Origin of the sequence: Bradyrhizobium sp. Bra78 (assembly GCF_024519855.1) — a bacterium.
GTDB lineage: Bacteria > Pseudomonadota > Alphaproteobacteria > Rhizobiales > Xanthobacteraceae > Bradyrhizobium > Bradyrhizobium japonicum_G.
Genome location: NZ_JALJRE010000018.1, coordinates 96987 through 122625 on the forward strand (window position 1 = coordinate 96987; position 25639 = coordinate 122625).

General features: G+C 64.9%; 22 protein-coding genes. 11 read left to right on the forward strand and 11 right to left on the reverse strand.

Translation table 11 applies throughout. From position 1 onward, the window contains the following. Positions 1-34 precede the first annotated feature (34 nt). Positions 35-409 carry a nuclear transport factor 2 family protein gene (locus tag OC450_RS30880; protein ID WP_007598116.1) on the reverse strand — a complete coding sequence of 125 codons (375 nt, stop codon included), beginning with the start codon at positions 407-409 and terminating at the stop codon, positions 35-37. 93 nt (positions 410-502) lie between these two features. On the opposite strand from OC450_RS30880, the gene OC450_RS30885 reads away from it, so the two are divergent. After that, entirely contained in the window at positions 503-931 is a 429-nt protein-coding gene (locus OC450_RS30885) for a GFA family protein (protein WP_256808598.1), read from the forward strand. Between the two features lie 184 nt (positions 932-1115). After that, the gene (locus tag OC450_RS30890) at positions 1116-2927 is read left to right on the forward strand and encodes a caspase domain-containing protein (protein ID WP_262049263.1); all 1812 of its coding nucleotides are present in this window, start codon (positions 1116-1118) and stop codon (positions 2925-2927) included. Between the two features lie 53 nt (positions 2928-2980). On the opposite strand, the gene OC450_RS30895 is transcribed toward OC450_RS30890, so the two are convergent. Then, positions 2981-3670, reverse strand: a complete 690-nt coding sequence (locus tag OC450_RS30895) for a DUF1345 domain-containing protein (RefSeq protein ID WP_211384018.1) — start codon at positions 3668-3670, stop codon at positions 2981-2983. Positions 3671-3677: 7 nt separating this feature from the next. After that, positions 3678-4601 carry a polyprenyl synthetase family protein gene (locus tag OC450_RS30900; RefSeq protein ID WP_262049264.1) on the reverse strand — a complete coding sequence of 308 codons (924 nt, stop codon included), beginning with the start codon at positions 4599-4601 and terminating at the stop codon, positions 3678-3680. 161 nt (positions 4602-4762) lie between these two features. On the opposite strand from OC450_RS30900, the gene mtgA reads away from it, so the two are divergent. The 3 genes from mtgA to OC450_RS30915 all read left to right on the forward strand — a co-directional run bounded on the left by mtgA (position 4763) and on the right by OC450_RS30915 (position 6565). Next, on the forward strand, positions 4763-5437 hold the full coding sequence (gene mtgA / locus OC450_RS30905) for a monofunctional biosynthetic peptidoglycan transglycosylase (RefSeq protein ID WP_211384020.1): 675 nt from the start codon (positions 4763-4765) through the stop codon (positions 5435-5437). Positions 5438-5600: 163 nt separating this feature from the next. After that, a complete protein-coding gene (gene rpmF, locus OC450_RS30910; protein ID WP_007598106.1) occupies positions 5601-5783 on the forward strand; it encodes a 50S ribosomal protein L32 in 183 nt (60 codons plus the stop codon). A 143-nt stretch (positions 5784-5926) separates the two neighbouring features. Further along, positions 5927-6565, forward strand: a complete 639-nt coding sequence (locus OC450_RS30915; RefSeq protein WP_211384021.1) for a hypothetical protein — start codon at positions 5927-5929, stop codon at positions 6563-6565. 6 nt (positions 6566-6571) lie between these two features. On the opposite strand, the gene OC450_RS30920 is transcribed toward OC450_RS30915, so the two are convergent. Then, a complete protein-coding gene (locus tag OC450_RS30920) occupies positions 6572-6832 on the reverse strand; it encodes a hypothetical protein (protein WP_211384022.1) in 261 nt (86 codons plus the stop codon). 220 nt (positions 6833-7052) lie between these two features. Here OC450_RS30920 and OC450_RS30925 point away from each other — a divergent pair, with 220 nt between their 5' ends. Then, entirely contained in the window at positions 7053-8873 is a 1821-nt protein-coding gene (locus OC450_RS30925; RefSeq protein WP_262049265.1) for a GGDEF domain-containing phosphodiesterase, read from the forward strand. Here OC450_RS30925 and OC450_RS30930 read toward each other — a convergent pair. The 4 genes from OC450_RS30930 to OC450_RS30945 all read right to left on the reverse strand — a co-directional run bounded on the left by OC450_RS30930 (position 8795) and on the right by OC450_RS30945 (position 15031). Next, positions 8795-11662, reverse strand: coding sequence for a PAS-domain containing protein (locus OC450_RS30930; protein ID WP_211384024.1), 2868 nt, complete (start codon positions 11660-11662; stop codon positions 8795-8797). The two genes, OC450_RS30925 and OC450_RS30930, sit on opposite strands and share 79 nt — an antisense overlap. 174 nt (positions 11663-11836) lie before the next feature. Further along, on the reverse strand, positions 11837-12712 hold the full coding sequence (locus OC450_RS30935) for an acyl-CoA acyltransferase (RefSeq protein WP_211384025.1): 876 nt from the start codon (positions 12710-12712) through the stop codon (positions 11837-11839). A 37-nt stretch (positions 12713-12749) separates the two neighbouring features. Then, positions 12750-13730: an amino acid--[acyl-carrier-protein] ligase gene (locus OC450_RS30940; protein ID WP_262049266.1), complete on the reverse strand. Its 981-nt coding sequence runs from the start codon at positions 13728-13730 to the stop codon at positions 12750-12752. Between the two features lie 83 nt (positions 13731-13813). Further along, the gene (locus tag OC450_RS30945; RefSeq protein WP_256808614.1) at positions 13814-15031 is read right to left on the reverse strand and encodes an acyl-CoA dehydrogenase family protein; all 1218 of its coding nucleotides are present in this window, start codon (positions 15029-15031) and stop codon (positions 13814-13816) included. Between the two features lie 360 nt (positions 15032-15391). Between OC450_RS30945 and OC450_RS30950 the strand changes: the two genes are divergently transcribed. The 3 genes from OC450_RS30950 (at position 15392) to mtnA (ending at position 17776) form a co-directional block, all read left to right on the forward strand. Then, entirely contained in the window at positions 15392-15664 is a 273-nt protein-coding gene (locus OC450_RS30950) for a phosphopantetheine-binding protein (RefSeq protein ID WP_256808616.1), read from the forward strand. Positions 15665-15775: 111 nt separating this feature from the next. After that, the gene (locus tag OC450_RS30955; protein WP_256808617.1) at positions 15776-16651 is read left to right on the forward strand and encodes an S-methyl-5'-thioadenosine phosphorylase; all 876 of its coding nucleotides are present in this window, start codon (positions 15776-15778) and stop codon (positions 16649-16651) included. Positions 16652-16669: 18 nt separating this feature from the next. After that, a complete protein-coding gene (gene mtnA / locus OC450_RS30960; protein ID WP_211384030.1) occupies positions 16670-17776 on the forward strand; it encodes an S-methyl-5-thioribose-1-phosphate isomerase in 1107 nt (368 codons plus the stop codon). Positions 17777-17897: 121 nt separating this feature from the next. Here mtnA and OC450_RS30965 read toward each other — a convergent pair whose 3' ends face one another. Beyond that, on the reverse strand, positions 17898-18533 hold the full coding sequence (locus OC450_RS30965; protein ID WP_211384031.1) for an HAD-IA family hydrolase: 636 nt from the start codon (positions 18531-18533) through the stop codon (positions 17898-17900). Between the two features lie 110 nt (positions 18534-18643). On the opposite strand from OC450_RS30965, the gene OC450_RS30970 reads away from it, so the two are divergent. Beyond that, positions 18644-19402: a S1 family peptidase gene (locus OC450_RS30970; RefSeq protein ID WP_211384032.1), complete on the forward strand. Its 759-nt coding sequence runs from the start codon at positions 18644-18646 to the stop codon at positions 19400-19402. Between the two features lie 125 nt (positions 19403-19527). Further along, a complete protein-coding gene (locus tag OC450_RS30975) occupies positions 19528-21030 on the forward strand; it encodes a flavin-containing monooxygenase (RefSeq protein WP_211384033.1) in 1503 nt (500 codons plus the stop codon). Positions 21031-21272: 242 nt separating this feature from the next. On the opposite strand, the gene OC450_RS30980 is transcribed toward OC450_RS30975, so the two are convergent. Together OC450_RS30980 and OC450_RS30985 are read right to left on the reverse strand one after the other, a co-directional pair. Beyond that, the gene (locus tag OC450_RS30980; RefSeq protein WP_211384034.1) at positions 21273-22199 is read right to left on the reverse strand and encodes a response regulator; all 927 of its coding nucleotides are present in this window, start codon (positions 22197-22199) and stop codon (positions 21273-21275) included. Continuing rightward, positions 22183-25554: an ATP-binding protein gene (locus tag OC450_RS30985; RefSeq protein ID WP_262049267.1), complete on the reverse strand. Its 3372-nt coding sequence runs from the start codon at positions 25552-25554 to the stop codon at positions 22183-22185. The genes OC450_RS30980 and OC450_RS30985 overlap by 17 nt, the downstream gene beginning before the upstream one ends. Between the last annotated feature and the right edge of the window lie 85 nt (positions 25555-25639).

A 25639-nucleotide genomic window follows, 5' to 3' on the forward strand; every position in this document is an offset into this window, starting at 1 on the left:
GCGCCCGATTTCGGGCAACGAAAGATCAGGCCCCTCATTCCCTCAGGTCATACCGATAAGACTTGGACACGATCTGCCAGCCGTCGGCGAGCTTCATCGCCACCAGATAGTCGGTGAAAAACCGCGGCGGCAACTGGCACCGGACCTTGATGAAGGCGGTCTTGTCGTCCGAACGGTCGATGGTGACGATGAAATCCTCGCGCGGCTTGCCTTCGGCCTTGCCGGAGGGACGCTTGCGGACGCGGTCGAGCCAGTCGGGCACGGTCAGCACCTGGAGCTCGCCCTTCTCGACCCAGCGTAAATCGGCGGAGGGATGAAAGATGGCGCCGAGCTTTTCGGCGTCGCCTTCGTAAAGTCCGTCGAAATAGGATTGCACGACGGCTTCGACGCTCGAACGGTTCTGGCTCATGGGTCATCCCTTTGAATGATGGCTCGGGGTGAACTTAGTCGTACATGTCAAAATGCGCTATGGTGTCCGTACCATTTGCGCAAGGACGCTGTGATGACCGGATCAGAGAATGCGAACGCTCCCATCCTGACCGGCGAATGCTATTGCCGCGCGGTGCGCTACGAGGTGGCTGACGCGTTCTCCTATGCGATGAACTGCCACTGCTCGAATTGCCGCCGCACCACCGGCGCCGCCTTCAAGCCGTTCGCCGGGATCGAGCGGAGCAAGCTGCGCATCGTCAGGGGTGAGGACCAGCGCACCATCTATGGTGACGACACCACCCATGACGCCCACTGTGCTCGCTGCGGCTCGCTGCTTTATTCCCGGGTGCGCGAGGGAAAATGGGTCCATGTCGCCATGGGAACCCTGGTCGATGCCCCCTCGATCCGGCCGGGCGCCCACATTTTCGTGGGCTCGAAGGCGCCCTGGCACGAAATTACAGACGATCTACCGCAATATCGGGGGCATATTGGGGATGGCTGAGGGAACCCGGCCCGCGCGTGCGCCCGTCAGCGAACCCCGGCAGGGCTGGCACGACAAACAAAAGGGGCCTTTTGCGGCACCCCGCGGGCGCGGCCTTCGTGACCTCCATCACAAGCACCCGCGCCGGAACTTGCTAAAGCGATCCCAAGGGGGCCCGTACGGCCCTGAACTCGGAAGTCGTGTCATGCGCCATTTGCTCAGACTTGGTCCGCTTCTCCTCGCTCTCACGCTGCTGTTCGGCGCCGGGCCTGCGTTCGCCGGAAAGCGCGTGGCGCTGGTGATCGCCAACTCGGCCTATCAGCACGCGCCGTCGCTCGCCAATCCCGTCAACGACGGCACGGTGATGGCCAGGACGCTGAAGGAGGCCGGCTTCGACATCGTGGATTCCCGGCATGACCTGTCGGCGCTGGAGACGAGGCGTGTGTTGCGCGAATTCGCCGACGCAACCCGCGATGCCGATATCGCCGTGGTCTACTATGCCGGCCACGGCATCGAGGTCGAAGGCTCGAACTATCTGATCCCCGTCGACGCCAAGCTCGAGCGCGACACCGACGTGTTTGACGAGGCGCTGTCGCTCGACCGCGTCCTGGTCGCGGTCGAACCCGCAAAACAGCTTCGCCTCGTGATCCTGGACGCCTGCCGCGACAATCCGTTCGGCAAGACCATGAAGCGCACGATTGCCTCGCGCGGTATCGGCCGCGGCCTCGCCCAGGTCGAGCCGACCAGCTCCAACACGCTGATCGCCTATTCGGCCAAGGCCGGTTTCACGGCGCAGGACGGCGACGGCGCCAACAGCCCCTTTACCGTGGCGCTGTCGAAGCACCTGACGACGCCCGGCCTCGACGTCCGCCGCGCCTTCGGCTTCGTGCGCGACGACGTGCTCAAGTCGACGGGTAACAAGCAGGAACCGTTCGTCTACGGCTCGCTCGGTGGCGACGACGTGCCGCTGGTGCCGGTCAAGGTGACGGCTGCCGCTGCGCCCGCGCCGAATCCTCAGGCCGACATCCGCCGCGATTACGAGCTCGCGCTCCAGGTCGGCAACAGGCCGGCATGGGACGCGTTTCTCGCCCAGCACCCCGACGGCTTCTATGCCAGCCTCGCCAAGCTTCAGCTCGAGAAAATCAGCGCCGAGCAGGTCCATGCGGCGGCGACGGAAAAGGCCAAGCAGGCCGAGGCTGAACGAGATCGTCTTGCCGCGCTTGGCGCGCAGAAGGATGCGCAGGCCAAGGCTGCGGCCGATGCAAAGGCCGCGGAGCAGGTGCAACTCGCCGCGCAGAAAGCCAAGGAACAGGCACAGCAGCAGGCGGCCGCCGCCGAGCAGCAGCGCGTCAATCTCGCCGCAACGGCGCCGAGTGCTGCGCCAGCCAGCACGGCGAGCCCCTCAGGCACCAACGTTGCTTCGCTGACACCGGCCACTGCGCCGGCCGATCTCAACCGTTCCGTGCAGACTGAGCTCGGCCGCGTCGGCTGCTTCTCCGGCGCCGCCGACGGCAACTGGAACACGTCCGCGCAGCGGTCGCTGTCGCAGTTCAACCGCTATGCCGGCACCAAGCTCGACGTGAAGGTGGCAAGCACCGATGCGCTCGACACCGTCAAGTCAAAACCGTTGCGCGTCTGCCCCCTGGTGTGCGAGCACGGCTTCAAGGTCGACGGCGACAAGTGCACCAGGATCGTTTGCGGCGATGGCTTCGCGCTGAACGACGACAACGAATGCGAGAAGAAGCGTGCCGCAAAGCCGACGACTTCCAAGCCCGCGACCTCGCGACGTGACGACAGCGAGGATCGTCAGGCAAAGAAGCGCGTGCAGACGGGCTCCGCCGGAGGGTATGGCTCAGGCATCGCGGGCGCCGCGGCCGGCGCTGGTCGCGCCTCGGGCGGCAGTGGTCAGATTTATTGCAACGATCTTCTCTGCCGTCCGGTCCAGCGCGGCTGCCACCTCGTATATCGCGGTGGCGGCGGCCCTCACGTTGATGCCAATGCCGAGGTCTGCAACTGAGGGCACTGCGTCCCTCGACATTGTCCGGCGAAGCCGTGACAATGTCGCTGGGATCAGGTCGCGATCGCGCTCGCCGCGATGTTTACCGTCAGCGCCAGCAGCGCCGTGTTGTAGATGAAGGATACGATGCCGTGCGCCGTGGCGGTGCGGCGGATGGTCTTGTCGGTGATGCCGACGTCGGAGACCTGTGCGGTCATTCCGATCACGAACGAAAAATAGACGAAGTCCCAATAATCGGCGTGATCTTCCTTGTCGCCGCTCGGAAACTGAAGACCGCCCGGCTCGGCGTGGCGGTAGTAATCATGCGCGTAATGCAGCGCGAAAGTCGTGTGCACGGCGGCCCAGGACAGCGCGATGGTGGTGATCGCGATGGTCAGCTCCGCCGCGCCGCGATGGGTGCCGAGTTCGACCACGATCGCTGCGATGCTGGCGAACGCGCCGATTGCCGTCACCAGCAGGATCACGAAGCGGCCGTCGTCCTGCATCGCGGCGCTACGGCGGATGTGCTCGTGGTCGTTGCACAGCATCATCGCATAGACCAGCACGAGATAAACCGCGATCAGCGCATCCCAGCCGAGCACGAGCCGCGTCGTCAGCCGGGGTGAGCCCGGCGCGAGCAGGCAGACGAGGACGCCGATACCGAGCGAGATGAACGTCCGCGGCCGGGCGTAAATCAGCCGCATCGGCCGCGACATCTGGCGGAAGCGGACGAGGGCGGGATCCTCTTTGTTGCCGCCCGTCATCGCGTGGCTAGTTCTTCCGCTCGGCCACGAAGCGCGCGGCGGCTTGCAGCACGGCGGCGCGGTCGCCGAAGATCGACACGGCGCTGTCGGCTCGCGCGAGCAGGTCGCGCACGCGCTGCCTGGCGCCCTCGATGCCGAGCTGGGTGACGAAGGTGGTCTTGCCGAGCGCGGCGTCCTGGCCCGACGGCTTGCCCAGCGCAGCCGCGTCGCCTTCCACGTCGAGCAGGTCGTCGGCGATCTGGAAGGCCTCGCCAAGTGCGCGGCCGTAATCGTCGAGCGCCTGATATTCCTTTTGCGAGGCCTGGCCGAGGATCGCTCCGGCGATGCAGCCATAGCGCAGCAATGCGCCGGTCTTCATCTGCTGGAGACGGGCGACATCGACCGGCTCGCGGTCGCCGAAACGGCCTTCCCCGGCAAGATCGAGGATCTGGCCGCCGACCATGCCGCCGATGCCGGCGCAGCGCGCCAGCGCGCGCGTCAGCAGCAGCCGCACATTGGCGTCGCGGTGGATCTCGTCGCGGGTGATGATGTCGAAGGCGAGCGTCAACAGGCCGTCGCCCGCGAGGATCGCGGTCGCGTCATCGGTCTTCTTGTGCAGGGTGGGGCGGCCGCGGCGCAGGTCCGAATTGTCCATCGCCGGCAGATCGTCATGGATCAGTGAGTAGCAGTGGATGCATTCGAGCGCGGCACCGGCGAGCAGCGCCGCCTCGCGCGGCACGCCGAACACGGCCGCGCTCTCGACCACAAGGAACGGTCGCAGGCGCTTGCCGCCGTTCAGGCTCGAATAGCGCATTGCGTCCATCAGTCGCTTGGGCCGGGCGATCTCATCGGGCAGGATGTCGTCCGCCAACAGGCGCCCGAGCAGGGCCTCGGTGTCATCAGCGGTCTTGTCCAGACGTTTGGCGAAATCGGACGGGGACGTGCCGGTCATCAAGAAGGGCTCCAGAACCAAAATTCGGCGGGACAATCCTTTATGCGCCCGCTTCAGTCAATCGTTTGGAAGGGCTAAAAGGTGCTGGAAAAGGCCCGAATTATCACAGACTTAATGGCGAGAGCCGTGGCCGCGTTTCATTTTGCGCCGGGAAGGTCGATTTGCGCATCGTCAAAATCCTGCTGGTAGCGCTCGCGGTCGTGGCTCTCGCGCCCTATGTGATCGCGCCGTTCTACCGCACCGGCCATCCGGTTTCGACGCTGATGGCTTGGCGAAGCTTGCGGGGCGCGCCGATGCATCGGGAATGGATCGATCTGGCGGCGATGTCGGCCTCACTGCCGCGATCGGCGGTGGCGGCCGAGGATGCCCATTTCTGCAAGCATCACGGCATCGATTGGGGCGCGCTGCGCGAGGCGATCGACGACGCGAACGAAGACGGTACGCCGTTCCGGGGCGCCTCGACGATCACCCAGCAGGTCGCAAAAAACCTGTTCCTGTGGCAGGGGCGGGACTTCGTCCGCAAGGCGCTGGAATTCCCGTTGGCGCTGTGGATCGACTTCGTCCTGCCCAAGGCGCGGATCCTGGAGATCTACCTCAACATCGCCGAGCTGGGACCGCAGGGCCAGTTCGGGGTGGAGACCGCCAGCGCCTATGCCTTCGGCAAGTCGGCGGCCAACCTGTCCCCCCGGGAAGCCGCCCTTCTGGCCTCGATCCTGCCGAATCCGGTCAAACGCAGCGCCAGGACCCCTGGACCGGGTGTCAGGCGCCTGGCCGGGACCTATGTTGCCAGGGCGCAGGCCAGCTCGCTTTCGACCTGTTGGCGGGAAAATCGCTGATTTCTGGCCCTTTCCGGACGTATTTTCCGGTCCAAGAGCCTAGCTTTAGGGCCAGCCTTCCTCTATAAGCGCGGCCTTGATCGGCATTCCGCTCGCCCCGTTTGGGTGCTGAGCCGTCCTGTGGACGATGCCCTGATGACACCAATCCCTAGAGGATATTGAAATGGCCGTTCCGAGAAGAAAAACCTCGCCGTCGCGCCGTGGCATGCGCCGCTCGGCAGACGCCATCAAGAAGCCGACCTATGTGGAAGACAAGGACTCCGGCGAGCTCCGTCGTCCGCATCATCTCGACCTCAAGACCGGCATGTACAAGGGCCGTCAGGTCCTGAAGAAGAAAGAGTCCTGAGTTAAGGATCTTTCTCCGGGCGGGATCATTTCGCCTGCCTGATTTCGGCCAACCCATGAGATATGACGGTGACGGCGGCGGAGCGAATGCTTCGCCGCCGCATTGTCCTGTCTGGATATCTTGATCGAGAAGGCATTTCGCCGATGGTCGGTTTCCCGCTGCTCCTGATCCCGCTCGCGGTCTACAATATCATCGCCTTCCTGATGCCGAGCGTGTCCTTTACGGACGTGCTGTTCAAGGTGCCCATGATCACGGGCGAGGCCTGGCCGGTCACGCTCGCCGACGTGATGCTCGCGCTCGGAATCGTGCTGCTGCTGCTCGAGGTGGTGAAGGGCGCGCGGCCGGGCGCGAGATTCCTGATGGATCATTTGCTGTCGCTGATCGTGTTTGGCGCGGCTGCGGCCGAATTCGTGATGTGGCCGAAATTCGGCAACTCCACCTATTTCCTGCTGGTGCTGCTCGCGATGGCCGATTTCCTCGGCGGCATCGCCCAGCGCACGCGCCGCCGCGTCGCCTATGCCGGCGAGACGACAGCGCCCGCTTCGCGCAAGGCCAGGCGTCAGGCCGAAGCGCCGGCCGATGAAGCCGTCGCCGAGCCCAAGTTCGAGCCGCTGATTGCGCCGCAGCCGGCACCGGTGGCGCCGCCCGCGCCCACTGCGCAGTCGGTCGCCGAATCCGTGCTGATGGACCACCCGGCGCCGAAGCCCGTCCAGAGCATGCCTTCGCCGGATTTGCAGCCGGGCAACGGCACGCCGCCGTCTCCCGACGCGCCGCCGCGCTGATCGGCCTCAAGCCACCTGTCGCGTCCGCGCGCTGACGCTTCCCAGCGGATGCTTGCTGCCATAGGCCATCTGCGCGTCTTCGGAAGACGCGCAGCGGAGCCGGTTCGTCTGCGGCAGGTGCTCGGCATTGGCGATCAGCTGGGTGACGAAGCTCGAATCGGGGCGCGACAGCGGCGCCTTGTTGGCCAAGCGCAGAAGCGGCAGCAGCGGCACCAGGGCCGTGCCCGTGCCGTTGTCCGCCTGGACCGATCGATCAGTACTGAACATCGCAATCACCGTTGGTCCGGCGAGCCTGTCGCGTTTCGGAACGCTGGCGCCGGTGCGTGTCACGTACTCGCAAGGCCTATGCCGGCCGGGCCGGTTTGGTTCCGCAGGCCTGCAGAACGTGGTTTCCAAATTGTTTATGAACTTTGCCTAGGGTCAAAGGCGAATCTGGCTCTATCCTGTGCCGACCCAGGACTCTCCGCTGTCCCGAAACGAGGCGATTTTGACCCCCGCATTGCCGCAAGCCTCCGACATCCTGGCTGCTCTCGGCCAGGCCGTGTTCGCCTGGGACGTCGCCAGCGATGCCATCGTCTGGGGTGATCAGGCCAGTGCCATCTTCCCCGGCATTCCCGCCGAGCGGCTGGCCACCGGCGCCGAGTTCGCCAAGCTGATCGAGCCCGCGCAATCGCTGCGGACCGCGGCGCTGGCGCAAACCTCCGCCGTACATGGCGCCGACGGCACGCCCTACCGGGTCGAATATGGCGTACGCTTGAGCGCCGCCGATCCCGTGGTCTGGATCGAGGAGACCGGGCGCTGGTTCGCCGGGCCCGACGGCCGCCCGGTGCGTGCGATCGGCTCCGTCCGCATCAACAATGAGCGCCACGCCCGCGACGAGGAATTGACGAAGCTGGCCCGGCTCGATCCGCTGACCGGCGAGCTCAATCGTTCGCATCTGATCGCGGCGCTGGCCGAGGCGATCGAGGAGACGACCCGCTTCCGCTCGACCGCGGCCTTCATGCTGGTCGGCATCGATCATCTCGCCCGCGTCAACGACGCCTTCGGCTTCGACGTTGCCGACGCCGTGATCCTCGACGTCGCCAAGCGCATTCGCGCGCGCCTGCGCGGCGGCGACGTGCTCGGGCGCTTCTCCGGCAACAAGTTCGGCCTGATCCTCAAGAACTGCACCGTCGACGACATGAACGTCGCCGCCGAGCGCTTCCTCGCCGGCATCCGCGACGAGGTTGTGCCGACCAAATCCGGCCCAGTCTCGGTCACCGCCTCGATCGGCGCGGTCAGCGTGCCGCGCTATGCCCGCAACACCGACGAGGCCGTCAATCGCGCCCACGAGACCCTGGACGCCGCGAAGCGGCGCCGCGTCGGCTCGTTCGCGGCCTGGCGCCCGGATGCCGCGCGCGACGCCCAGCGCCGCGTCAACATCCGCGTCACCGACGAGATCGTCACCGCGCTGAACGAGCGCCGGATCAAGCTTGCCTATGAGCCGGTGGTTGCTGCCGCCTCGCGCGAGCGCGCGTTCCATGAATGCCTGGTGCGGATGGACCAGGGCGACGGCCAGGTGCTGCTGGCGCCCGACATCGTGCCGGTCGCCGAACGACTCGGCCTCATCCGCCTCGTCGATCATCGCGTGCTCGAGCTGGTGGTCGCCGAGCTCGCGGCCGCGCCCGACATCTGCCTCAGCCTCAACATCTCGCCGGATACCACGATGGATCCGGACTGGTGGGCGGGCATCGAGTCTCTGATGCTGGCCCATCCCGGCGTTGCCGAACGGCTGATCGTCGAGATCACCGAGACGGTCGCGATCCAGGACATCGACGACGTGCGCGGCTTCGTCACCCGGCTGAAGAATTTCGGCAGCCGCATCGCCATCGACGATTTCGGCGCCGGCTACACCTCGTTCCGGAATTTGCGCAAGCTCGGCGTCGATATCGTCAAGATCGACGGCGCCTTCGTGCAGAACATCACCCATTCGGCCGACGACCGCGCCTTCGTGCAGACCCTGATCGATCTCGCCCGCCGCCTCGACATCAAGACGGTCGCCGAATGGGTGCAGGACGAAGAAGCCGCAAACATGCTTCGCGACTGGGGCTGCGACTACATCCAGGGTCGCCTGATCGGGCTGGCGTCGGCCGAGCGGCCGTGGGGCACGCCGCCGGATAGCGCGCTGCCTGCGGCGGGGGAGGGACCGCGCTTCGCGCGGCTGCGAGCTAACCCACCCAACGCAGATCCTTACGCCACGCGTCGAACCGCGTTCAGCGTCTCGATGGCGCGTCCGACCTCGGACGCCGGACACGGCCTGCCGAAATAATAGCCCTGCACGGCGGTGCAGCCGCATTCACGGACGAAGTCGAGCTGCTCGATCGTTTCGACACCCTCGGCCGTGGTCTCGACGCCGAGCACTGAGCCGAGGCTGGCGATGGTGCGGACGATGGCAATGCTCTCCGGGCTTTCGCCGAGCGTGCCGACGAAGGAGCGATCGATCTTGATGCGGTCGAACGGAAACTTGCGCAGATAGCTCAGCGAGGAATAGCCGACGCCGAAATCGTCGAGGCTGACGCGCACCCCTAACGCGCGAAGCTGGTGCAGGATCTCGATCGTCGCCTCGCTGTCGTCGAGCAGCGCCGTCTCGGTGACCTCGAGCTCGAGCCGCTGCGGCGGCAGGCCGGCTTCCGCAAGTGCGCTCGTGACCATCGCCACCAGCCCGCGCGAGCGGAACTGCACCGGCGACAGGTTCACCGCGACGGTGACATCGGGCCAGGACACGGCGGTCGCGCAGGCGGTGCGCAGCACCCATTCGCCGATCGGGACGATCAGTCCGTTCTCTTCCGCGATCGGAATGAATTCGGCTGGCGAGACGAAACCGCGCGACGGATGCTTCCAGCGCAGCAACGCCTCGAAGCCGGTCAGCTCGGTGGTGTCGAGCCGCACCTGCGGCTGGAATGCCAGGTCGAACTCACGTGCCTCGAGCGCGCCGCGCAGATCGTGCTCCAGCGCGTGCCGGCTGCGCGCCTCTTCCTCCATCTCGGGCTCGAACAGCTGAAAGGCGCCGCGCCCCTTGGCCTTGGCCTGGTACAGCGCGAGGTCGGCGCATTTCATCAGCTCGTCGGCATCGAGCCCGTGATCGGGCGCGATGGCGATGCCGACGGAGACGCCGACATGGATCGATTGGTTCTCCAGCGGCGGCGGGTGACCGATGATCTCCACCAGGCGGCGTGCGAGCTTTTCCGCCGATTGCGGCTGCGGTCCGCGCTGGAGGACGGCGAATTCGTCGCCGCCGAGCCGCGCGACGGTGTCGTGCTCGCCGACATTCTCCTTCAGCCGCGCCGCGACCCAGCGCAACAGCCGGTCGCCGGCCGCGTGGCCGAGGCGGTCGTTGACGGTCTTGAAATTATCGAGGTCGAAGCACAGCACGGCCATCGCGCCGCCGGCGATCGCGACCTGGTTCAGTCCCTCGCCCATCTTCTCGCGAAACAGAGTGCGGTTGGGCAGGTCGGTGAGCGAATCGTGCCGCGCCATGTGCGCCACGCGAGCCTGGGCCTTGTGGCGCTCGGTGACGTCCTCGTAGGTGACGACCCAGCCGCCGTGCTCCATTCGCTTGTGATTGAGCTTGATGATCCGGCCGTCGCTCAAATGGCGGTGCAGCGTGTGCTCGCCCTCGCGCAGCCTCTCGACATAATCGGCATAGAGCCGCGCGGCGGTGGTGTTCGGATGGGTGCCGAGCTCGCAGCTGTGCTCCATGATCTCGCGCATCGAGACACCTGGCTTCACGACGTCCGGCGACAGGCCGTACATCTCGATGTAGCGGCGGTTGCAGACGATCACGTGCAGGCTCGAATCCAGCATGCAGAGGCCCTGGCTCATGTTGTTCAAGGCCGCGTCGAAGCGCCGATACTGCTCGCTCAACTCCTCGATTGCGTGCTCGCGCTCGGTGATGTCCTCATAGGTGGCGACGAAGCCGCCCTCGGCCAGCGCGCAGTATCGCACCGAGATCATGGTGTCGTTCGACATGCGCCGGCGCATCGGCGAGGAATCGCGGTTGGCGATCCTCGCGCTGGCGGCTTCCAGGAGCTGCTGCGGACTATATTCGGAGGAGAACGCACCTTTCGCCATCGAGCGCTCGATCAACTCGGCGAGATGCGTCCCCGGTTTGGTCTCCTCCGGCGACAGCCGATAGATCTTCCGGTAGGTGGTGTTGCAGACACGCAGGCGCATCCCGCTGTCGTAGAAGGCGAGCCCGTGCGCCATGTTCTCCAGCGCCGCATCGAGAATGAAGTTCTGCTGCCGCAGCGTCTCCTCGTATTGCAGCCGCTCCGTGACGTCTTCATGCACCGTCACCCAGCCGCCGTCCGGCAGGAAGCGGGAGACCGCCTGCACCATCCGCCCGTCATAGCGCATCACCAGCAGGGTTTTCGCCTTCCTGGCGCGCACGTCCTCCAGCCTGGCGTCATGGAACTCGTCGGCCGACATCCCCGGCAAATTGCCGCGCGACAGCCAGTGATCGATGGCCGTGCCGTGCGTGGCGCCCGGCTTCACGATTTCGGGGTCGAGATTGTAGAGCTTCAGGAAACGTTCGTTGCAGACGACGACGCGACTGTCGGAATCATACATGATGAGACCGTGCGACATGTTGGCAAGCGCGTGTTGGCTGCGCTCGGTCTGCACGCGCAGCTCCGCCTCGAGCCGTGCGAGGCGGCTGACGTCGTCACAGATCGTCATCCAGCCGCCGCCGGGGAGCGGCTTCAGCTCGAGCGCCATGACGAGGCCGCTCGCGAGCGTCTGTTCAGTCCGGAACGGCTGGCCGGCCGCGATCCGCGCCATGCGCGCTGCATAGAGCGCATCGACTTCCCCTGCGGGGATGTTGCCGAGCGTCGCGCTGTGGGCGAGCACGTCGCGGTAGCTCGTGCCGACCCGGACGGTCTCGGCCGACATGTTGAACAGGCTGAGATAGCGCTGGTTGACCAGCACGATCCGGTTGGCGGCGTCGTAGACGCAGACGCCCTGCTCCATGTGATCGAGCGCAAGCTGGCTCAGCCCGACCAGGGCCTGCGGGCCCTCTTCGCGGCGTGCACCAAGCTCGTTGTCGCGGGTCGACGTCATGGGATCGGCAGGTCTCGGCGGGCAATAGACTTAACGCAGCGTAATTCAGCCGCCGAGGGTAGCGAAGAGGCGGGAAAATTCCCTTAAGCGCAGTAGTTTACGGAGGGTGACCAGCAAGGCGGAGAGTGGGCCGTACAGACTACGCTCATGCGGGCTACAGGAGGGCGCGACCTCCTACGGTCCGTACAGCACGAGTTCCGTATCCGTGAGGTCGGCGAGCTGCGGCCGGTGCGGACCCTTGAAATATTTGCGGCCGCGCCGCTCGGTGTAGATGCCGACGAGGCCGGGAACCGGGCCATTGGAGTCGACGGCGACCGAGATCTTGCCGAGCCGCAGCAGCAGCCGGCCGATGCGCCCTGCGCATTCGACGTACTCGGCAGCGTTGCGGCAATAGATCAGCTTCATCGCGGGCGGCGCAATGAAGCCGCGGCGGATGCGCACCGGTTGCAGGATGAAGGGGAACGTTCCCTTCGGGGTACGGCAGACGAGGCTGAGGCAATTGTAGCGCGCGTGCCGCGTCAGGAGCTCGGTTTCGACTTCGGAAAGTCCATCGATCGTCTTGGCGTGCTGCGAGATGACCTCGATCTTGCTCCAGCGCGGGACGCGTGCCAGCGCGGGTACGGAGAAGAATATGCCACGGCAATAGGCGCGAAAGCCTTGCGTCTCGATGATCGGCCAGGTCCAAGGCGCCGGGCTGATGTTGAGATAGGTGACGTCCTTGTGCCGCTGGGCGATCTTGGTCAGGAGCGGCGCATAGTTGCGGTAAGCCGGATCGACGTACCAGCTCGACAAATTGCACTGGATGGCTACCTCGTCGCCGGCCTTCCGCGTCGTGTAGATCAGCAGCAGCACGCCGACCGGTGTGCCGTCATTGTCGAGCATGTAGCCGAAGCGCGGGTAGCCTTCCGGCACCGGCCGGAAGGCCTGCCGGCGCAGGCCCTGGATCCAATAGTCGCGCGAGCGGCCCACGAAGCCGCGCGTCAAAAGGTCTGCGACCGCCTCGACGTCGGCCTCGGTGATCTCGCGGCATCGGACCTTGGTGTGGATCACGCTCGTCTTTCCCGTGGAAATGACAGGCCTCGTTCCGTTAGCGCCAGCCTTCGCCATGAGCATCGGCCGCGACGTGCGGCTGCATGCCCATGAGCTCGCGCACCTTGGCGGGCCAGGCGGAAAGATCAGTGCCGTGGGTGTGGAACATCGCGACGGCCAGGCGGTCCATGCCGAAGGCGACGCAGCCCGTGTGGGCCGGCTCGCCATCGTCGTCCTGGATGCCCCAGGTCGTGCCGAAATGCTCGCGGTGATAGTTGAAGCTCATGCAGGCGGTCGGCTGCTCCTCCGAGCGCAGCGGGATCAGCAGCTCGAACTTGAGCTGCTGCTGCTTCTGGCTCACCGCCTTCATCTGGCCGACGCGGCCGAAGAAGGGATCGCTGGCATAATCGACGCGGAAGGTGAGACCGAGATCGGCCGCGATCGCCTGCGCGCGCACCATCCAGCGCTCGCGGAAATCGGCGACGTCGTCGGGGCTTCCGATGCAGACATATTCGCGCATCCGGAACGATTGCAGCCGGTCGAGGTGCTTCGACGGCTCACGGCGGAAGCAGTCGGCGGCGACGTCGAAGCGCAGGCCGCTCTTCGGCAACTGGCCGCGGCTCGCCGCGATCGGATAGACCGGATAGCAGGCGGCGGGCGACAGCACGAGGTCGGCGGGCGACAGCGAACTGGTCCAGTCGCCACCGGCGTCGAAGCGGCTCACCGCGGCGTTGATCTCGCGCTCGGTGCCGTGCAGGCCGCAGACGCAGCCGAGCAGGTTCGGAAAGCTCTTGAGATAGCCGGATTTTTCCAGCTGGGCCCGGCTCATCACCGGCGGGAAGCGCATCACCTCGGTGCCGGCCTCGCGATGGCTCGTGATCAGTGCGGCGAGCTTTTCGACAACGCCCTCATAAAGCGCGGTGCGGGCGTAGACGCCGTCCGAACCCATGGGGTGAAACAGCTTGTCGGCGAGATGATCGAGCGGATCGATGGCTTGCGGGGCGGTCTCGGGTGAATCGGGAAGAACAGCAATGTTCATATTCGACTTCCTGCTATTTGAAATTATTGTTGTTGGTCGAGAAGATTTGTCGGTCCGTAAGGCACGTCAGTCCCGAAAGCTTTTCAATCGCGAAGGCTGGTTGGCACGCCGCTCATCAACGTCGAGGTCGCAGCATTGGCCAGAATGCGGTCATTGTTGATCATGATCGGCGACGACAGCACGTCGCGCAGGTGGCGGCCCATGGTGAACTCACCGTCGTTGCGGTAGCCCGAAAGACCGGCCGTGCGCATCGCATGCATCACGGTCTCGACTGCGAGCTCGGAGGCCTGCACCTTCAACAGAGTGATCGAAGACTGGAAGTCGAGTGAACTCAGGGCGCGTTCGTCATGCTCGGCGTTGGCGAAGGCGTCGATATTGGCCGAGATCAGCGCGCGCAGCTTGGCCAGCGACATCTTCGCGGCGGTGAAATGCGCCGCGGCCGGGGGCATCTGGCCGCCGGAGCCGCGCGCCGCCTTGCGGACGAAGGCCTGCGCGCGCGTGACCGCGGCAGCGGCGATGCCGGCCCAGGCGGATGACCAGCACAGATGCGCGAAGGGCGTCATGGTCTGGGCGTGGATCTTGTCGTAGGATTCAGGGAAGACGCGGTCGGCGGGGCAGTCGACCCTCAGCTCGAAACCGGTCGAGCAGGTGCCGCGCATGCCGAGCGTTTCCCATCCCTGCGTCTGCTTCAGCGAATAATCGTCCCTGGCGAGCGCCAGCAGCACCTGGTCCGAGGCGGCGGCTTCGGTGGCGCGGCGGGCGATGGTGACGAGGCCGTCGGCCTCGGCGCCGTAGGAGATGACGGTGGCGTCGCGCACGAGCGAGACGGTGTCGCCGGCGTGATCGACGGCAGCCGCGCTGGCGCGGATGTTGCCACCGTTCTGGCCTTCTGTGGTGGAGGAGGCGAGCAGCCACTGGTCGCGTGCGACGCGCCGCATCATGGTTTCCATCCAGGGAATGCCGTGGCCGTGCCTGACGACACAGGCGACCTTGGTCGTGTGCATCGCATAGACCATCGCGGTCGAGGCGCAGGCGCGTCCCAGCGTATAGCAGATGTCGGTGACGTCGTGGATCGAGGCACCAAGCCCGCCGAACTCGACCGGGACCATGACGCCGAGCAGCTTTTGCTCGCGCGCGATCTCGAAAGCCTTGTGCGGGAATCGGGCGTCGCGATCGACCCCGTCTGCGTCGGCCGCCGCCGCGGCGGAGGTTCGGGCGGCGCGCTCGATGAGGGAAGGACCCTGCTCGAGAAAGCTCGTCTGCGTCTCGTCGACAGTGAGAACTGCTTCACGCACGTTCATGCTCGTCCGCCTCCGGTTTGCCGTTCGAGATCGCCGGCATCATTCGCGATGCCGCTTAAAGCGATCTTCCGACCATCTTTGCTTGTGATTGGAGGCTACGGATTTAATTCAAATTCGTCGATGAAATACAGGGTAAACGATCTGCAATTCCGAATGAACAGTTAAGGTCGGGTTGTTTGCATCACCCAAGTTTCCGCAATCGCGTTAGGAATCTGGAAGAAGCTCGAATTCCAGACAATCTGAGTCATCGTTTACTAAGAAACGCGAAGTAATGGTACCGACCATTGCAGGATCGTCGCGTCGCGCCCATCGTACCCGGCAACCGGTCCGACCTTATGACAGACAAACGGGAATTTGCCGATGCAGGCCTTCGATACTGACGTGCGCAATCGCATCATCAAGCTGGTGAAGGGTATCCTCGAGCAGAACTCGCTCGTCGCCGACGTCACGCCGCAGACCAAGCTCGTCGACGTCGGCCTGACCTCGATGGACATGGTGAACCTGATGCTCGGCGTCGAAGCCGAGTTCGACTTCACCATTCCCCAGTCCGAGATCACGCCGGAGAACTTCCAGTCGGTCGAGACGCTGGAGCGCATGGTCGCGACCCAGCTGCAGCCGGCGACCGCGGCTTAGTCAAACGCTCGTCTCGTCCGGACTGCAAGGCCGCTCCACCCCCGTTCCAAAACCGCCGCAAAACTGGCATAGCTTAACCTTGTCGCACGTAGCTGACAGGGTGGAGCAGGCATGACGCAGGCGGTATTGGGCATCATCGGTGGCTCCGGCATTTACGATCTGCCGGGGCTTGAGAATGCTCGCGAAGAGGTGATCCAGAGTCCCTGGGGCGAGCCGTCGGCGCCGCTGCGGCGCGGCTCCATTGCCGGACTGCCGATCGTATTCCTGCCGCGCCATGACAAGGGTCACCGGCTGTCGCCCTCCGACATCAACTATCGCGCCAATATCGACGTCCTCAAGCGCGCCGGCGTCACCGACCTGATCTCGCTGTCGGCCTGCGGTTCCTTCAAGGAGGAGATGCCACCCGGCACCTTCGTCCTCGTCGACCAGTTCGTGGATCGCACCCACAAGCGCGAGAGCTCGTTCTTCGGCCGGGGCTGCGTCGCCCATGTGTCGATGGCGCATCCGGTGTCGCCGCGCTTGCATATTCACCTCGCCGCGGCCGCCGAAGCCGAGGGCATCGCGTTCGCGCGCGGCGGCACCTATGTCTGCATGGAGGGGCCGCAATTCTCCACCTATGCGGAAAGCATGACCTACAAGACGCTGGGCTATTCGGTGATCGGCATGACCAACATGCCCGAGGCGAAGCTCGCCCGGGAGGCCGAGATTTGCTACGCCACCGTCGCCATGGTGACGGATTTCGACTGCTGGCATCCCGATCATGACGCGGTCACCGTTCAGGACATCATCCGCGTGCTGACCACAAACGCGGACAAGGCGAAGTCGCTGGTGGCGCGGCTCGCCAAGGATTTTCCGCGCGAGCATGAGCCGTGCCCGATTGGCTCGGACCGTGCGCTCGACACCGCGCTGATCACTGCGCCAGAGGCGCGCGATCCCGAGCTCCTGAAGAAGCTCGATGCCGTGGCGGGGCGCATCCTGCGCGGTTGAGACGAAAGGCAGAATGCCATGAAGGTCGACGGCAAGCATTTCCGCAGCATCTGGCGCGAGCATGATGGCTGGTCGGTCGGCGCGATCGACCAGCGCCGGCTGCCGCATGAGTTCGTGGTCGCGCGGCTTACCTCGTGCGAGGACGCGGCGGTCGCGATCCGCGACATGCTGGTGCGCGGCGCGCCGCTGATCGGCGCCACTGCGGCCTATGGCATGGCGCTCGCGATGCGCGAGGATTCCTCCGATGCCGGCCTGAAACGCGCCTACGACAGGCTCGTCGTGGCGCGGCCGACTGCGATCAATCTGAAATGGGCGCTCGACGAGATGCACGCGAGTCTCGCGCCGATTGATCCGCTGGAGCGGGCGGAAGCTGCCTATGCGCGCGCCGATGAGATCGTGGAACAGGATGTCGAGATCAACCGTGCCATCGCCGGCAACGGCCTGAAATTGATCGAAGCGATTGCGGCGAAGAAGCCGGGCGAGACGGTCAATGTGCTGACCCATTGCAACGCAGGCTGGCTCGCCACCGTGGATTGGGGCACGGCGACCGCCCCGATCTATCTCGCGCATGAGCGCGGCATCAAGGTCCATGTCTGGGTCGACGAGACCCGTCCGCGCAACCAGGGCGCCTCGCTCACCGCCTGGGAGCTTGGCCATCACGGCGTGCCGCACACCGTGATCCCCGACAACACCGGCGGGCACCTGATGCAGCATGGCATGGTCGATCTCGCCATCGTCGGCACCGACCGCGTCGCTGCCAACGGCGACGTCTGCAACAAGATCGGGACCTATCTGAAAGCGCTCGCCGCGCACGACAATTGCGTGCCGTTCTACGTCGCGCTGCCGTCGCCGACGATCGATTTCGCCGTTGATGACGGCATCCGCGACATTCCGATCGAGCAGCGCAGCGGCACTGAGGTCACCGATATGACCGGCCGCACTGCGGATGGCAGGCTGGAGACGGTTCGGATCGTGCCGGAGGGCTCGCCGGTCGCGAACTACGCCTTTGACGTCACCCCGGCGCGTCTCGTCACCGGCCTCATCACCGAGCGCGGCGTGCTGAAGCCGGATCGCGCCTCGCTCGCGGCGGCGTTCCCCGAACGGGTCGCCGCTGCGGCGGAGTGAGAAGTTTGGCGATGAGCGTCGATCCAATCTCGTCATTGCGAGCGTAGCGAAGCAATCCAGAGTCTTTCCGCGGAGGCAGTCTGGATTGCTTCGCTGCGCTCGGAATGGCCGGGATGATAGACTAACCCAGCGTCAACCCCGTGGCTGCCTCGAGCTCGGCGATCGCCTGCGTGCCGCTGGTGACCTTGATCGTCGTCATTCCCATCTCGCGCGCGGGTTTCAGATTGACGCCGAGATCGTCGAGATAGACGCAATTGTTCGGATCGACCTGCAGCGTCTCGACCATCAGCTTGTAGATGCGCGGATCGGGCTTGCGCAGCCCGATCTTCGCGGACTCGATGACGTGGTCGAACAGCACCATCACCTCAGCGACGTAGAGTGAGCGCCCGGTCATGCTGCCGATCGCGTTCGCGGGCAGATTGTTGGTGATGCAGCCGGTCCTGAATTGCGCCTTGATGCGCTTCAGCGCCTCTACCATCTCGGGGCGCAGATCGCCCTGGAGCAGCGGCAGCACGTCGCGCCCGCGTACCTCCGCGCCAAGCGCGAGCGACTCGGTGGCGAACAGTTGGTCGAAGGTGTCGATATCGACCTCGGCGCGCTCGAACTTCGCCCAGGCGTTTTCCAGGTGATTGGCGGCATTGGTGCGCCGGATGATGTCGACGGGCAGGCCGCGCTCGGCCTCGAATCGCGTGAACGCCTCGAATGGCGAACTCGTCAGCACGCCGCCAAAATCAAAGATCACAGCTTCGATCGTCAAGGTTCCGCCCTCGTCAATTCCTTTCCAAGAGGGCTAGCATGCGATATCGGCAAGGGCCAGTCTGAAGCAATCCTTCGCCGTCACCGATGCCGTCGTCAGAGCGTGTTCCCATGAAAAAGCCGGTCATTCTCATCATAGCCACGCTGCTGCTCGCGGCCCCCGCCCATGCGATCGTCGGCGGCGGCACGCCGCAGGCGGATGGTGTCGCGCGCGCCGTCGTCACCATCGTCGGCTCGCGCGGCAACTTTTGCACCGGGAGCTTGATCGCGCCAAGACTGGTGCTTACCGTCGCCCACTGCGTGCAGCCGGGGGCTGATTACAAGATTATCGACCGCGGCGCCGACGGCCAACCGCAATTGCTGAATGTGCGCACCGTCGCGATCCATCCGAACTTCAACATGCAGGCGATGCAGGCACATCGCGCCACCGCCGACGTGGCGCTGTTGCAACTCGATATTCCACTCAAGGGAAAATCCACGGTGCCGGTCGGCATGCCGAATATTCCGATCCGGATCGGCAGCCGCTTCGTGGTTGCCGGTATCGGTGTCACCGTGCGCGGTGACGGCAAGAGTGGCGGCACGATTCGTGTCGCTGCGCTCGTCGCCACGGGTCAGCCCGGCGCCTTCCAGATCCGGCTGGTCGATCCCGTAACCAACGGTGTTCGCGACGGAATCGGTGCGTGCACGGGTGATTCCGGCGGTCCCGTGTTCGAGGACAAGCCGAACGGTGCCGTGCTGGTCGGCGTCATCAGCTGGTCCACGGGCCCGAACGGCGCTGCCGGTTGCGGCGGGCTGACCGGCGTCACGCCGCTCACGCTCTATCGCGACTGGATCTTGCAGACCGCGCGGAGCTGGGGTGCGGCGCTGTGATTTGACCGCGAATTGATCTATGTCATTTTGTAGCGGAAACGCGACGAGCGATGCTGCCCGTTGCGGAGGAAACGCGTTGCCCGGACAAGGGCGGCCACAAAAATAAGCAAGGCATAGAAGCAACAATGAATGTCGCTGTTCGCAGTCACGCTACGGCCAAACAGGCTTCTGAACATTTCGACGTGTTGATCGTCGGCGCCGGCATCTCCGGCATCGGCAGCGCCTATCACATGACAAAGCAGCTTCCGGGCGCGAGTTTCGTCATCCTGGAAACGCAGGCGACGTTCGGCGGCACCTGGACCACGCATCGCTATCCCGGCATCCGCTCCGACAGCGACCTCCACACCTTCGGCTACAGCTTCAAGCCCTGGGTCGGCCCGCCGATTGCGACCGCCGAGGAAATCCTCGCCTATATGAACGAGGTGATCGACGACAACGATATCGCCCGGCATATCCGCTACAAGCACAAGATCAATTCCGCGAGTTGGTCGAGCGAGAACAATCTCTGGACCATCGAGGCGGTGACGACCGACACCGGCGAACCGAAAACCTTCACCGCCAATTTCCTCTGGATGTGCCAGGGCTATTATCGCCATTCGGAAGGTTACACGCCGGAATGGAAGGGCACTGATAGCTTCAAGGGCCGCATCGTCCATCCGCAGACCTGGCCTGACGACATCGACCTTGCGGGCAAGAAGGTCGTCGTGATCGGCTCGGGCGCGACCGCAGCGACGCTGGTACCGAACATCGCGGACAAATGCGCGCATGTCACCATGCTGCAGCGCTCGCCGACCTATTTCCGGCTAGGCCGCAATGCCATCGAGATCGCGGAGGAGCTGCGCCGGCTTCAGGTTGACGAGAAATGGATCCACGAGATCGTTCGCCGCAAGATCCTGTTCGAGCAGGACGCGTTCACGAAGCTCTGCATCTCCAAGCCCGAGCAGGTCAAGAAGGAGCTGATCGGCCAGATCAGCGCGGTGCTCGGTCCTGACTACGACGTCGAGACGCACTTCACGCCGAGCTACCGGCCGTGGCGGCAGCGCATCGCCTTCGTGCCGGATGCCGACCTGTTCAAGGGCATCGCCAGCGGCAAGGCCTCCGTGGTCACCGACGAGATCGAATGCTTCGTCGAGAACGGCATCCAGCTCAAATCCGGCGAACTGCTCGAGGCCGACATCATCGTGACCGCGACCGGCTTCAATCTCGCCGCACTCGGCGACATCGCCTTCGAGGTCGACGGCAAGCCGCTCGCCTTCGGCGACACCGTCACCTATCGCGGCATGATGTTCACCGGTGTGCCGAACATGGTGTGGGTGTTCGGCTATTTCCGCGCGAGCTGGACGCTGCGCGTCGATCTCGTCGCCGACTTCGTCTGCCGGCTGCTCGGCCACATGAAGGCGAAGGGCACGAAGAAGGTCGAGGTCAAGCTCCGCGCCGAAGACCACAACATGCCGATCCTGCCCTGGATCGATCCGGAAAACTTCAATCCGGGCTACATCATGCGCGACATGAACCTGTTGCCCAAGCGCGGCGACAAGCCGGAATGGCAGCACAGCCAGGACTACTGGACCGAGAAGGACGAGATTCCGAAGACGGATCTGGACGACAAGGCGTTCGTGTACGGGTGAGGGGGCCGTGCATGTGAGGGCCGGTCGCGATTGCCACAAACTCCGCTGTCGTCCCCGGGGCGCGAAGCGAGCCCGGGACCCATACTCCCAGGGAGTGGTTATAAGACGAGCTGATAACTTCGAGTCTTCGCCAAATTTCTCCCTGTGGCTATGGATCCCGGATCTGCGCTCCGCTTCGCTGCGCTTGTCCGGGACGACACTGTTTTTTGGGTAGGTTGCGTCTCGACTCATTCGCAGTATCGCTACGAATTCCGCCGTGTCGCATTTGCCGCAATCGCCGCGGCCGCCGTCCGGTTCTCCACGCCGAGCTTGGCGTAGATCTGCTCCAGATGCTTGTCGACCGTGCGCGGGCTCAATCCCAAGATCTGTGCGATGTCGCGGTTGGTCTTGCCCTTGCTGAGCCAGGCCAGCACCTCGCCCTCGCGGGTGGTGAGGCCGAGCTCGCTGGTGAATTCGGGCGGCAGCGCAGTGCCGGACTCCCTGGAGAGGCGCAGCAGGAACTCGTTCGGGGCGGTTTCGCCCATGTAGTAGAACCGAAGTTGCGGATTGTCTGGCAGGGAGGCCGTCTGCGACTTCGCGCTGCCCTTGCCCTTCGCCTGCCCCAGCCATTGCAGCAGTGAGGGCGGCAGGACGAAGTCGTCGGCCTGTGTGCCGTGGTGGTCGGACAGCAGCTTCTGCGCCTGCGGCGTCGCCCAGAGCACGTGACCCTGGCGGTTGACCGCGAACAGGAAGCGGCCGGACACGTCGAGCGCAGCGCGCGCGCTCTGGGTCAGCCGGGCATTGCCGAGATGGACGCGGATGCGCGCCAGCATCTCCTCGATCACGATCGGCTTGGTCACGTAGTCGACGCCGCCGGCCTCCAGCCCGCGCACGATGTGCTCCGTTTCGGCAAGGCCCGTCATGAAGATCACGGGCACATTGGCAAGGCCGGCGTCGCGCTTCAGGCGCCGGCAGGTCTCAAAGCCGTCGATGCCGGGCATCACCGCGTCCAGCAGCACGATGTCGGGCGTGATCTGGTCGACGATGCGCATCGCCGAGGCGCCGTCGAGCGCCACCATTACCGTCATTCCGGCGCCGTCGAGCGCGTCGGTGAGCAGCCGCAGCGTCTCCGGGGAGTCGTCGACCACCAGCGCGACGTCGCGCTTTTTCGGCTCAGTGCTCATACGCATGCAATGTTTTCAATGTGGCCATGTACTGGTCGAGGTCGAAGCGGTCGACCAGCGATCGCATCTGCGCGACGAAATCGGCATGTTCAGGGTGCTCGCTGCCGAGCTCGTCCAGCTTCAATTGGATGCCTTTGACGTAGCCGATCTGGCCAAGCCCGATCAGTGCCTCGATGTGCCGCACCGGCGGCCGCGAGCCGCTCTCCGGCTGCCACAACGGCACGAGGATCTCGTCCGAGCCGTATTGCCACTCGAGCTTGAGGAGCTGGCGAATCGTCTCCAGCAATCGCGGAATGTCGATCGGCTTCATCAAATAGCCGTCGTGGAAGGGCTGCGCCAGCGGCGTGCCGTGGGCTTCGAGCGCACTGGCCGACACCATCAGGATGCGCGCCTGGTGATGGCCGCTCGCGCGCAGCGTCTCCGCGACCGTCCAGCCGTCCATGCCCGGCATGGAAATATCGAGCAGGAACAGATCGGGCCGGCAATGCTGCGCCAGCGCCAGGCAGCCCGGCCCGTCGGGAGCGCTGAGCAGGATGAAGCCGAGCGGAGTCAGTACCTCGCGCAACAGGTCGCGATGAACGGGGTCGTCGTCGGTGACGAGAATGGTCTTGCGCGCGCCGTGATAACCGGAGACCGGAGCCTCCACCGGCGCGATGCGCCTGGGATTGGTGACCTCCGAGAGCAGCATCTTCACCCTGAAGGTGCTGCCGCGGCCGACCGTGCTGGCGACCTTGATGTCGCCGCCCATCACGCCGGCCAGCAGCCGGCTGATCGTAAGCCCCAATCCCGTACCGGTCTGCGGCTGCGAAACCCCGAGCGCGCCGCGCTCGAAGGGCGCGAAGATCCGTTCGAGATCGTCGCCCTGGATGCCGGGGCCGGTATCGATCACCTCGAACTCCGCGACGGGGCTGCGATAGTGCACGACGAACTGTACGCTGCCGGTCTGGGTGAATTTGATCGCGTTGGACAGCAGGTTGATCAGCACCTGGCGCAGCCGCTTCTCGTCGGCATAGACGACAACCGGCAGGTGCGGCGACCGCCTGAATACGAAGTCGATGCCCTTGGCGGCGGCCTGAAGACGGAACATGCCGACGAGCTGGTCGAGGAACTCGCTCAAGCGCACTTCGTCGCGCGAGAGATAAAGCCGCCCCGCCTCGATCTTGGAGATATCGAGGATGCCGTCGATCAGGCCGGAGAGGTGATCGGCGCTGCGGCGGACGACGCGGACCTGGTCGCGCGGCTTGGTGTTGAGCGTCGAATCCTGCTCGAGCAGCTGGGCATAGCCGCTGATCGCGTTCAGCGGCGAACGCAGCTCGTGGCTCAGGCCCACGACGTAGCGGCTCTTGGCGAGGTTGGCGGATTCGGCGACCTCCTTGGCGCGCTGGAGCTCGGCGTCGGTGCGCTTGTGCGCGTCGATCTCCTGGATCAGCAGTGTGGTCTGCCGTTTGGTTTCGGCCTCCGCCGCGCGGCGGCTTTGCTGTGCCAGCACGAACAGCCAGGCGACCACGCCGATGATGATGCTGAGCGAGAAGAAGACCTTCCAGAGTACGTTGGAGACGAGCGTGTTCTCGCCATGAATGCTCGCCGAGGTCTGGAGATAAATCAGCCCGAGCACCAGCGCGACGAGGCCGGCGGAGACGACGAACACGCCGATGTAATGGCCGAACTGCGAGTTGATCCGCTGATAGATCGGCTGCGGCAAAATCCTGCTGAGCGCGTCGGCGAACTGTACCTGCGCGCGCGCATGTGGCTTGCAGAGGTCGTGGCAGCGCGCGTCGAGCGAGCAGCACAGCGAACAGATGGGACCGGCATAGGCGGGGCAGGACGTCATGTCCTCGGGTTCGAAGCTGTGCTCGCAGATGCAGCACTGGATCGACTCGATGTTGGCCCAGCTCCGCTTCGGCTTGCGCGCGATGTAGTACTTACCGTCGGTGAGCCAGGCGATCACCGGCGCGGTGACGAAGGCGACGGTGAGCGCGACGAAGGCCGCGAGCGCCTTCATGGTCGGCCCGAACAGGCCGTAGAACGCCGCGATCGAGACGATGATCGCGAGCGTCATCGCGCCGACACCGACCGGGTTGATGTCGTAGAGATGCGCGCGCTTGAACTCCATTTGCGGCGGACGCAGGCCGAGCGGCTTGTTGACGACGAGATCGGACACCAGCGCGCCGACCCAGGCGATTGCGACGTTGGAGTAGAGCGCAAGTGTCTGCTCGAGCGCCTTGTAGACGCCGATCTCCATCAAGAGCAGCGCGACCATGACGTTGAACACCAGCCAGACGACGCGCCCGGGATGGCTGTGGGTGAGGCGCGAGAAAAAGTTCGACCAGGCGATCGATCCGGCATAGGCGTTGGTGACGTTGATCTTGAGCTGCGACAGGATCACGAATACGCCGGTCAGCGCGAGCGCGAGATCCGGCTCCGACAGCACGTATTGAAATGCGACCAGGTACATATGCGCGGGTTCGGCGGCCTCTTCCGGCGGCACACCGTGGCTCAGCGCAAAGAAGGCGAGGAACGAGCCGGCCAGAAGCTTTAGCGCGCCGAGCACGATCCAGCCCGGTCCCGCGCTCATCAGCGCAATCCACCACGACGCCCTGGAGGTGCGGCGGTCGCGTGGCAGAAAGCGCAGAAAGTCGACCTGCTCGCCGATCTGCGCCACCAGCGAGAAAACCACCGAGGAGGCGACGCCAAACAGCAGCAGATCAAAATGTCCGCCGAGGTCGCCGTGCTCGCCGGCAAATTTGTGCCATTCCGTGAAGGAGTGGGGATTGGCCCATGCAATCGCGGCAAAAGGCAGGATGTGCAGGACGACCCAGAGCGGCTGCGTCCAGAGCTGGAAGCGGCTGATCAGCGTGATGCCGTAGGTCACGAGCGGGATGATCGCGACCGCGCTGATGAGGTAGCCGATCGGACGCGGAATCCCCAGGCACATCTCCAGTGCGGTCGCCAGGATCACCGCCTCGACCGCGAAGAAGATGAAAGTGAAGGAGGCGTAGATCAGCGACGTGATGGTCGAACCGATATAACCGAAGCCGGCGCCGCGGGTGAGGAGGTCAATGTCGATGCCGCATCTGGCGGCATAATAGGCAATCGGTACGCCGCAGCAGAAGATGATGGTTGAGACGACGAGGATCGCGGCAGCGGCGTTGGTGACGCCGTAATTCAGGGTGATGGTGCCGCCGATCGCTTCGAGCACCAGGAACGAGATCGCGCCTATGGCCGTGTTGGCGACGCGGGCGGCGGACCAGCGGCGTGCGCTCTTGGCGGTGAAGCGCAGCGCGTAGTCTTCCAGCGTCTGGTTGGCGACCCATTGGTTGTACTGGCGCCTGACGCGGTCTATTCGCTGCCGCCCTGCCACTGAAACCCCGCTCCCGAACTCGCCGGACCTCTCGCAAATCCCGTACCAAAAGCCTACGTCGCTATTTTGCGGTGCAGTATACGCG

Excerpts from the sequence above, each read along its gene's own strand:
- OC450_RS30880 (WP_007598116.1), bottom strand. The coding sequence starts at position 409 with ATGAGCCAGAACCGTTCGAGCGTCGAAGCCGTCGTGCAATCCTATTTC.
- OC450_RS30885 (WP_256808598.1), top strand. The coding sequence starts at position 503 with ATGACCGGATCAGAGAATGCGAACGCTCCCATCCTGACCGGCGAATGC.
- OC450_RS30890 (WP_262049263.1), top strand. The coding sequence starts at position 1,116 with ATGCGCCATTTGCTCAGACTTGGTCCGCTTCTCCTCGCTCTCACGCTG.
- OC450_RS30895 (WP_211384018.1), bottom strand. The coding sequence starts at position 3,670 with ATGACGGGCGGCAACAAAGAGGATCCCGCCCTCGTCCGCTTCCGCCAG.
- OC450_RS30900 (WP_262049264.1), bottom strand. The coding sequence starts at position 4,601 with ATGACCGGCACGTCCCCGTCCGATTTCGCCAAACGTCTGGACAAGACC.
- rpmF (WP_007598106.1), top strand. The coding sequence starts at position 5,601 with ATGGCCGTTCCGAGAAGAAAAACCTCGCCGTCGCGCCGTGGCATGCGC.
- OC450_RS30915 (WP_211384021.1), top strand. The coding sequence starts at position 5,927 with ATGGTCGGTTTCCCGCTGCTCCTGATCCCGCTCGCGGTCTACAATATC.
- OC450_RS30920 (WP_211384022.1), bottom strand. The coding sequence starts at position 6,832 with ATGTTCAGTACTGATCGATCGGTCCAGGCGGACAACGGCACGGGCACG.
- OC450_RS30930 (WP_211384024.1), bottom strand. The coding sequence starts at position 11,662 with ATGACGTCGACCCGCGACAACGAGCTTGGTGCACGCCGCGAAGAGGGC.
- OC450_RS30940 (WP_262049266.1), bottom strand. The coding sequence starts at position 13,730 with ATGAACATTGCTGTTCTTCCCGATTCACCCGAGACCGCCCCGCAAGCC.
- OC450_RS30945 (WP_256808614.1), bottom strand. The coding sequence starts at position 15,031 with ATGAACGTGCGTGAAGCAGTTCTCACTGTCGACGAGACGCAGACGAGC.
- OC450_RS30950 (WP_256808616.1), top strand. The coding sequence starts at position 15,392 with ATGCAGGCCTTCGATACTGACGTGCGCAATCGCATCATCAAGCTGGTG.
- OC450_RS30955 (WP_256808617.1), top strand. The coding sequence starts at position 15,776 with ATGACGCAGGCGGTATTGGGCATCATCGGTGGCTCCGGCATTTACGAT.
- mtnA (WP_211384030.1), top strand. The coding sequence starts at position 16,670 with ATGAAGGTCGACGGCAAGCATTTCCGCAGCATCTGGCGCGAGCATGAT.
- OC450_RS30970 (WP_211384032.1), top strand. The coding sequence starts at position 18,644 with ATGAAAAAGCCGGTCATTCTCATCATAGCCACGCTGCTGCTCGCGGCC.
- OC450_RS30975 (WP_211384033.1), top strand. The coding sequence starts at position 19,528 with ATGAATGTCGCTGTTCGCAGTCACGCTACGGCCAAACAGGCTTCTGAA.
- OC450_RS30980 (WP_211384034.1), bottom strand. The coding sequence starts at position 22,199 with ATGCGTATGAGCACTGAGCCGAAAAAGCGCGACGTCGCGCTGGTGGTC.